This window comes from Vibrio sp. 2132-1 (assembly GCF_033344315.1).
Genome location: NZ_JAWPON010000430.1, coordinates 1 through 649, shown reverse-complemented (window position 1 = coordinate 649; position 649 = coordinate 1). Strand labels below are relative to the sequence as shown.

The following is a 649-nucleotide window of genomic DNA, read 5'->3' as shown; positions in this document are numbered from 1 at the left end:
CATGCTGTCGGGTGTATGGACTGGCAATTTCGCTCTGCGCAACAATGCCACAATACGCTCAAACTGCTCTTCAGAAATCAGTCCACGCAGAAGTGACGTTTTGGCCGCCATCACCGTACCAGAAGACACCGCCTCACCATGTAACCAATTGCCGTAGCCTAATTCAGCTTCTATCGCATGACCGAAAGTGTGACCCAAATTGAGCAACGCTCGAATTCCAGACTCTTTTTCGTCTTGTGCAACCACTTCAGCTTTAATTTGGCAGCAACGTGCAATGGCATAGGTAAGCGCGTCTTCATCCAACGTGTATAAACGGTCTAAATTTTCTTCCAGCCAATCAAAGAATGCACCATCATAAATAATGCCGTATTTGATCACTTCAGCTATACCAGCAGCAAATTCACGCTCAGGTAGCGTCGATAAACAGTTGGTATCGATGATCACCGCTTTCGGTTGGTAAAATGCGCCAATCATGTTTTTACCTAGCGGATGATTGACTGCCGTTTTACCGCCAACGGAAGAATCCACTTGGGACAACAACGTCGTTGGAATTTGGATAAAGTCCACACCTCGCTGATAACAGGCTGAAGCAAAACCGACGAGATCTCCGATTACACCACCACCGAGGGCAATAATGACCACATCACGA

Annotated in this window: 1 protein-coding gene; it reads right to left on the bottom strand. The window is 47.0% G+C overall.

From position 1 onward, the window contains the following. Window positions 1-649: 3-dehydroquinate synthase (aroB, locus tag R8N47_RS25850; RefSeq protein WP_318186187.1), on the bottom strand; the 649-nt coding region annotated here is incomplete at both ends.